The sequence below is a fragment of the Simplicispira psychrophila DSM 11588 genome, assembly GCF_000688255.1.
Lineage (GTDB): Bacteria > Pseudomonadota > Gammaproteobacteria > Burkholderiales > Burkholderiaceae_C > Simplicispira > Simplicispira psychrophila.
This window is the reverse complement of the sequence record NZ_JHYS01000018.1, coordinates 58,392-64,813: the sequence shown is the minus strand read 5'-3', so window position 1 is coordinate 64,813 and position 6,422 is coordinate 58,392. Positions and strand designations below refer to the sequence as shown.

The window sequence follows — 6,422 nt, the reverse complement described above, 5'->3', positions numbered from 1 at the left end:
CTTTCTCGATGACCATCGCGAGCGAGAACGCCTCCACCGCCTTGGAAACCATGTCGTTTACCGTGCCCGGTGGTACGGGTCCAGATCGTTTAGCCACTGCAGTCTCGGCCATCAACGACAAATCTGCCAAAACAGGCGTAAGCGCTTCGTTAAGCGATGATGGTACTTACGTTCTTCTGACCAATCCGTCAGGCTCTAACATCAATGTAGGCGCGGCTACAGGCGTTGCTAATGCAGGCGTTATGACAGTGCAGAAGCTAGATGCAGCAGGTAATACTGCGGGTGCCGGGGTTTCTTTGAGTGCTACTACAGCGGGTGAAAGCTCCACCGTCAGCGGCTACATCACGCTTGATGCGGACAAGGCATTTTCGTTCTCCGGTGGTGCCGCCAGCTCTGCTTTAGCGGCTAATGGCACTTCGAAGCTGAACAAAGTAGCCGACTTGGACCTCACCAGCTTCAAGAACGCCACCGAGGCGCTGAAGACGGTGGACTCGGCCTTGGGCTTTATTAACGGTGAACGTGCCAAGCTCGGCGCCCTGCAATCGCGCTTTGAAACCGCCATCTCTAATTTGGATGTGACTTCAGAGAACTTATCAGCTTCACGCTCGCGGATTCAAGACGCCGACTTTGCGAAAGAAACTGCCAACCTGTCGCGCGCGCAGATTCTGCAGCAGGCCGGTACCGCCATGGTGGCGCAGGCCAACCAGATTCCTCAAGGCGTGCTGTCTTTGCTGAAGTAACCAAAGCCCAGGCAAAAACCCTGGCCAGGCCGCCTGCAAAGGCGCCTGGCTTTTTTTATGAGCGAAGCACAAGCAGAAAAATAGCATCCATCAAATATTATTTTGATAGCTATCAACGCATGTATTTAAAGGGCTGTAGACTTATTTCATCGAAAAATATCAGCCAATACATTACGCCCAGTTGGCTTGCACACCACCGCGCCCGCCGGGCCGGGATACACCGTGCAGTGGCCCGGCGTGCTGGTATTGATCAGACTAACCCCTTGCGCCAGCACCGTGCCAGCGCCCACATCGCAGCGCCCAATGATGGCGGTGTTGGGGTACATCACCACACCATCACCCAACACCGGCGCCACGCCATGGTTTTTTCCCACGGTGGAGTTTTGGTACACCACTAAATAATTACCGTAGGTAGCCTTGGCAAAGACGATGCCCACCGAGTGGCCGATAAAGAACACCGGCGGCAGTTCAATTTCGTAGAACAAATCAATGCCATTGAGGGCTTTGTTCAGCCCAAACAATTTGGCGCACAAGCTACGCTGCCCAGTAACCGTCCACACGGTGTGCGCTAGGTAATACAGAAAAATGGTGTATTGCGACGAATGCAGGTGGTCAAACTCGCCCGGCTTCCATGGGCGTACAGCATCAATGCAGTACCCCAACCGATCTAGTGCCACATCCATGTGTGGGCGCAATAAGTCAGCAGCGTCGGGCTGCAATCCATCGGGAAAGAACTGATCCAATTGCCGCACCACGTATTGCAGCAAGTCAGCACGTGAAAAATGCACCAGCTTCAACATCCCAGCTCCTTGTAAAGGCTATCCAACAGCTCAAACACGCTGCGCGGCTGCCAATCAAACTCGGCACGCATACGCGCAATGCTGATCTGTGGTGCAGGGTTGGGTGTACCCGTCTGCATGGCCTGCACGTCGCACTGGCCATGCTGCGCCAAGTAGTCAAACAAAGCAGCATTGGGCACATTGCAACCGCTGGCGACGTTGTAAACCACCTGCTGGCCTTGCAACAGGATGTGGAGCAAAGCCTCAACCACATCAGCCATCTGCACATAGTCGCGCTCGAATGCGGGCGAGGAATCGATGGACAACACCCCCCGAGCAGCCGGCCCTACCGCGCAGGCCTGCACGCGCGCGGCCAATGCTTGGCGCAGCAGCGCGGGCAAGAAGCCATCGGCATCTTCTATGCCTTCATAGACACAGGCCAGCCGTGCAATGCGTGCCCGCCCCTGCCCCACGCTGTGGCACAGCGACTCGCCCAAAGCCTTGGACAAGTCGTACAAATGGCGCGGCTGCGCTGGGTTCAGCTGTAGCGGTAGCGACTCTGTGCAGTCGATAGCACCCAAGCTGTCGTAAAGGCGGGTGGAGGAAAGATAAACCAGAGCCTCCCACTGGCCGCGCTGTAGCACCTGAGCCAACAGGCTGACGTGGGCTTGCACGGTGTCAAAGGGCCGTGCCAAATAGTCTGCCGTCAATCCAGCGGCGTAGATCACTTGTCCCAAAGGCTGCTGCCACAGTGCGGGGTCATCGCGCACTGGGGCATAGACGCAGGCACCGGCGGCACGCAGCCGGGCGACTACACGCTGGCCGACAAAACCCGCTGCACCGATGACGGTGAACAAGCGCCCCGTCAACAGGCTGTCGTCAACCGGCATGGCTCAAAAACCACCTATCGGATGGTGCAGGTGCGCCGCCTTGTGCGGCAGCAATTTGGGGCTGACACCTTCTACTCGGCGAAATTCGGGCGTATCCAACACGCTGGCATCCGGCAGCGCCAGCATATTGAAACCGTGCGGCGGGCCATCCAAATAAACGGCATCCAACGGCACCAGCTCCACCGGCTGGCCGGGCATTTCACGGTGCGAGTTGATGTCGCGCACGGCAAAAATTTCATAGCCCAGAGACAAAAAGAGCTGGCAGATGGGTGTTGCGCGCAAGCCTTGGCTCCAGTCCACATAATGGCGGTGCACCTCGAACACCACTGCGGGGCGGTCTTTGGCCAGCAGTTGCTGCGCACCTTGCAAAGCGGCCAGCTCGGCACCTTCGATGTCCAACTGGATCAGGCCAACGCGAATGCCTTGTCGGGCAGCGTAGTCGTCCATGGCCTCGGTGCTGAAACCCTCTCCATCGGATGCCGCCACTGCGTTGGCAAACGAGTCAAAGCCGTCCAGACGCATCCGCTCACCAGAACGATTCCACAGGCCGGTTTTATTGACCACCACATTGGTCAACTGGTTGAGCGCCACATTGCTCTGCAACATGGCCGCTTGATCGGGATTGGGTTCAAAACAATGCACTTTCAAGCCAGCCGGGGCAATAGCCTTGGCCACCAATACGGCCTGATCACCAAAATAGGCACCGCCGACGATAACGTCACCCTGCAGGTGGCGTGCCAGTGTCAGCAGCAACTTGGTGGTTTGTGGCTCCCAAACGTGGGTTGGACGATCGCTGGCCGACAGCAGCAAATCGCGCGCGATTTTGGTGCGGTAATAAAACTCCATGCGCGTGCCGTCGGCCAGTTCTTTAGCATAAACGTCGCTGTCTTCATGCAGGGCATCGATGATCGGCCCCACCACGTCGTCTCGCACGGCTCCGTCATACACCAAGGCTGGCTCGCAGTCGCGCAAAAATTCAACTAAACGCGCACGCAGCACCGTATCTCGACCTAACAAACGCAGCGCCTGCTGCAAACGTTTTCCATCCAAGTCGCGGGGATCGTTGCTCATGAAATTTCCTGGTTGTGTAGATTGAATGTATAGATGCCTTCAGCACCGTTCAGCACAGTTGCCAGCTCGGCACCGCGACTGCAAATTGGCCGCCCCATTCGCGGATATAGGCCAGCTGCGCCATCACCTCATCGCGCAAATTCCACGGCAGGATCAGCACCACATCAGGGCGGTGCGCGCGCAGGTGGGCTTCATCGACGATGGGGATGCGGCTACCGGGCAAAAATTGGCCTTGTTTGGCCGGATTTTTATCCACCACGTAGGGCAACAAATCGCCGCGCACACCGGCGAAGTTGAGCAGGGTGTTGCCTTTGGCGGCAGCACCGTAGGCGGCTACCTTGCGGCCACGGGCTTGTGCGTCTATCAAGAATAAGAGCAGCTCGCGCTTGATACGTAAGGCCTGGAGCTGAAAATCACCATAAAAATCCGCTGTCATCATGCCGGCAGCGGATTCGCGTGCCAGCAGGGCGGCGACGGCAGGAGAAATAGGCTGCGCACTCGTATCGCTGCGCTGCGCCAGCACACGCAGGCTGCCACCGTGGGTGGGCAGCTCTTGCACGTCAAATACCGCCAGGCCGTTGGCCGCAAAGATGCGCAGCACTACGCTGAGCGATAAATAAGAAAAGTGCTCGTGGTACAGCGTGTCGAACTGGCACTGCTGCACCAAGCGCAGCAGGTGCGGAAACTCGAACGTCGCCACGCCCGTGGACTTCAATAAAGTGGCAAAGCCGGCGACAAAGTCGTTGATGTCGGGCACATGGGCCAGCACGTTGTTGGCGGCCATCAGGTCGGCGCTGTGACCTTGGGCGCGCAGTTCTTGCGCCAGCGCTACGCCAAAAAAGCGCTCGACCACGGTGATGCCTTTGGCGCGGGCGGCGGCGGCGGTGCTGGCAGTGGGCTCGATGCCCAAGCAGGGGATGCCGCGCTGGTCGACGTATTGCAGCAGGTAGCCGTCGTTGGCCGCCACTTCGACCACTTGGCTGTGCGCGCCCAAGCCAAAGCGCTCGACCATGCTGGCTACGTAGGCCTGTGCATGGGCCAGCCAGCTGCTGGAGTAGGAGCTGAAATAGGCATATTCGGCATCGAACAGCTCGTGCGCCTGGGCAAAGTCTTCGGTCTGCACCAGCCAGCAGTTCTCGCACACCAGCACGCGCAGCGGGTACCAGCGCTCGGGCGCCTGCAGGGCGGCGAGGCGCAGGTAGGCGTTGGACGGCGGCGCAGTGCCCAAATCGGCCAGCACCCGCGTGACCGGCGCGGCGCAGTGGCGGCAGTGCATCGGCGCGGGGACGAAATTAGAACAAGAGCTCACAAACGGACTCCTTCAAAGGACGTGTCAAGCCATGCGTGGGCCGCGTCACGCGCCGACAGGCCGTGTACCGGCAGCGGCCAAGCAATGGCTAGGCGCGGGTCTTGCGCGTGCAGTGCGCCTTCGCAAGCGGGGGTGTAGGGGGCAGAGTGCAGATACAGCAACTCAGTACCGGCTTCTAGCACCTGAAAGCCGTGCGCAAAGCCGGGCGGAATCAGCAGCGCGCAGTGGTTCTGCGCTGACAGTTCTTGCGCGTGCCACTGCAAGAAAGTGGGCGAGCCGGCGCGCAAGTCCACCGCCACATCCCAGACTGCACCACGCAGGCAGCTGACCAATTTGGCCTCGGGCGCGGGCGGGCGTTGGTAGTGCAGGCCACGCACGGTGCCGCACTCGGCGGTGTGGGTGTGGTTGATTTGCGCTACCGGGCCGGGCCAGCCGGCGGCGGCCAGTTCTTGCGCACAAAACAACCGCGCCAAAAATCCGCGCGCGTCTTGCAGCGGCTGGCGTTGGATGCACTGCAAACCAGCCAGCGCTGTCGGAGTGACGGCAAAGCGGCTCATGGCTGTGCCAAGGGATCGATGTAAGCGTCGATGTCGGCATAGCACAGCGCCAGCGTATCAGCCCCTTGCTGCTGGGCGCGGTACCACGCCAGGGTGCGCGCCACGGCAGTCGCCAACGGCCAGCGCGGTTGTACGCACAGCGTGCTGCGGGCGTGGGCGGTTTCTAGCGCCAGCCAGTGGGCTTCGTGCGGATTTACACTATTATTTTGATAGCTTACAGCGCTTGATTTGTAAGCCATAGAAGCCATTTCGACCACATTTTTGACGGTAGCGGCTTCGTGTGGCAGGGGGCCGAAATTGTAGGCACCGGCGCGCTGCGGGTGTTGCCACAGCACTTCAGCCAGCCGCAAATAGGCCGCCAAAGGCTCCAGCACATGTTGCCAGGGCCGCGTGGCCTGGGGATGGCGGATGTGCAAGGTGGCGCCCTGCTGCCACGCGCGCACGGCATCGGGCAATAGACGGTCTTGGGCCCAGTCGCCGCCGCCAATCACGTTGCCGGCGCGGGCCGTGGCCACGGCCACGCCTTGTACGGCCAAAAAACTGTCGCGGTAGCTGGCCGCCACCAGTTCAGCCGCCGCTTTGCTGGCACTGTAGGGGTCGTGCCCGCCGAGCGGGTCATCCTCGCGGTACGGATACACCCATTCGCGGTTGCGGTACACCTTGTCGGTCGTCACCACCACTGCCACGCGCACACTGGGCTGACCGCGCAAGGCGTCCAGCAGATGAGCGGTACCCATGACGTTGGTGGCAAAAGTCTCTAGCGGCGCGGCGTAGCCGGGGCGTACCAGCGCTTGCGCCGCCAAGTGCAACACCACCTCCGGCTGGGCCGCACGCACGACTGTGGCTACAGCGGCGGCATCACGGATGTCCGCCAATTGGCTATCCATACCCTGTGCCACGCACGCCAAATCGAACAGCGCCGGCTGGGTGGCTGGCGCCAACGCCAAACCAGTGACCTGCGCGCCCATGCGCTGCAGCCACAGCGCCAACCAAGCCCCCTTAAAGCCGGTGTGACCCGTCAGCAGCACGCGCTTGCCGCGCCAAAAAGGGGCGTCTGGCAGGATCCCGCTAGTCAT

7 protein-coding genes are annotated in these 6,422 nt (G+C 60.2%); 1 reads left to right on the top strand and 6 read right to left on the bottom strand.

Annotation, left to right across the window (positions count from 1 at the left end; all coding sequences use genetic code 11):
* On the top strand, positions 1-740 hold a 740-nt coding region (locus Q390_RS19635; protein WP_037473198.1), incomplete at its 5' end, for a flagellin.
* A 146-nt stretch (positions 741-886) separates the two neighbouring features.
* On the opposite strand, the gene Q390_RS0115140 is transcribed toward Q390_RS19635, so the two are convergent.
* The 6 genes from Q390_RS0115140 to rfbG are packed head-to-tail and all read right to left on the bottom strand — an operon-like array spanning position 887 to position 6,422.
* Positions 887-1,540: an LbetaH domain-containing protein gene (locus Q390_RS0115140; protein ID WP_245606939.1), complete on the bottom strand. Its 654-nt coding sequence runs from the start codon at positions 1,538-1,540 to the stop codon at positions 887-889.
* Positions 1,534-2,409 (bottom strand): NAD-dependent epimerase/dehydratase family protein, encoded by an 876-nt coding sequence (locus Q390_RS18685; protein ID WP_051603280.1) that lies wholly within the window; start codon positions 2,407-2,409, stop codon positions 1,534-1,536. Before Q390_RS18685 ends, Q390_RS0115140 begins: the two co-directional genes overlap by 7 nt.
* A 3-nt stretch (positions 2,410-2,412) precedes the next feature.
* Positions 2,413-3,480 (bottom strand): FkbM family methyltransferase, encoded by a 1,068-nt coding sequence (locus tag Q390_RS0115130; protein ID WP_156949924.1) that lies wholly within the window; start codon positions 3,478-3,480, stop codon positions 2,413-2,415.
* A gap of 49 nt (positions 3,481-3,529) precedes the next feature.
* Positions 3,530-4,756 (bottom strand): class I SAM-dependent methyltransferase, encoded by a 1,227-nt coding sequence (locus tag Q390_RS0115125; protein WP_027996821.1) that lies wholly within the window; start codon positions 4,754-4,756, stop codon positions 3,530-3,532.
* A 29-nt stretch (positions 4,757-4,785) separates the two neighbouring features.
* Positions 4,786-5,346: a dTDP-4-dehydrorhamnose 3,5-epimerase family protein gene (locus Q390_RS0115120; RefSeq protein ID WP_027996820.1), complete on the bottom strand. Its 561-nt coding sequence runs from the start codon at positions 5,344-5,346 to the stop codon at positions 4,786-4,788.
* A complete protein-coding gene (gene rfbG / locus Q390_RS0115115) occupies positions 5,343-6,422 on the bottom strand; it encodes a CDP-glucose 4,6-dehydratase (RefSeq protein WP_027996819.1) in 1,080 nt (359 codons plus the stop codon). The genes Q390_RS0115120 and rfbG overlap by 4 nt, the downstream gene beginning before the upstream one ends.

Excerpts from the sequence above, each read along its gene's own strand:
- Q390_RS0115140 (WP_245606939.1), bottom strand. The coding sequence starts at position 1,540 with ATGTTGAAGCTGGTGCATTTTTCACGTGCTGACTTGCTGCAATACGTG.
- Q390_RS18685 (WP_051603280.1), bottom strand. The coding sequence starts at position 2,409 with ATGCCGGTTGACGACAGCCTGTTGACGGGGCGCTTGTTCACCGTCATC.
- Q390_RS0115130 (WP_156949924.1), bottom strand. The coding sequence starts at position 3,480 with ATGAGCAACGATCCCCGCGACTTGGATGGAAAACGTTTGCAGCAGGCG.
- Q390_RS0115125 (WP_027996821.1), bottom strand. The coding sequence starts at position 4,756 with ATGCACTGCCGCCACTGCGCCGCGCCGGTCACGCGGGTGCTGGCCGAT.
- Q390_RS0115120 (WP_027996820.1), bottom strand. The coding sequence starts at position 5,346 with ATGAGCCGCTTTGCCGTCACTCCGACAGCGCTGGCTGGTTTGCAGTGC.
- rfbG (WP_027996819.1), bottom strand. The coding sequence starts at position 6,422 with ATGACTAGCGGGATCCTGCCAGACGCCCCTTTTTGGCGCGGCAAGCGC.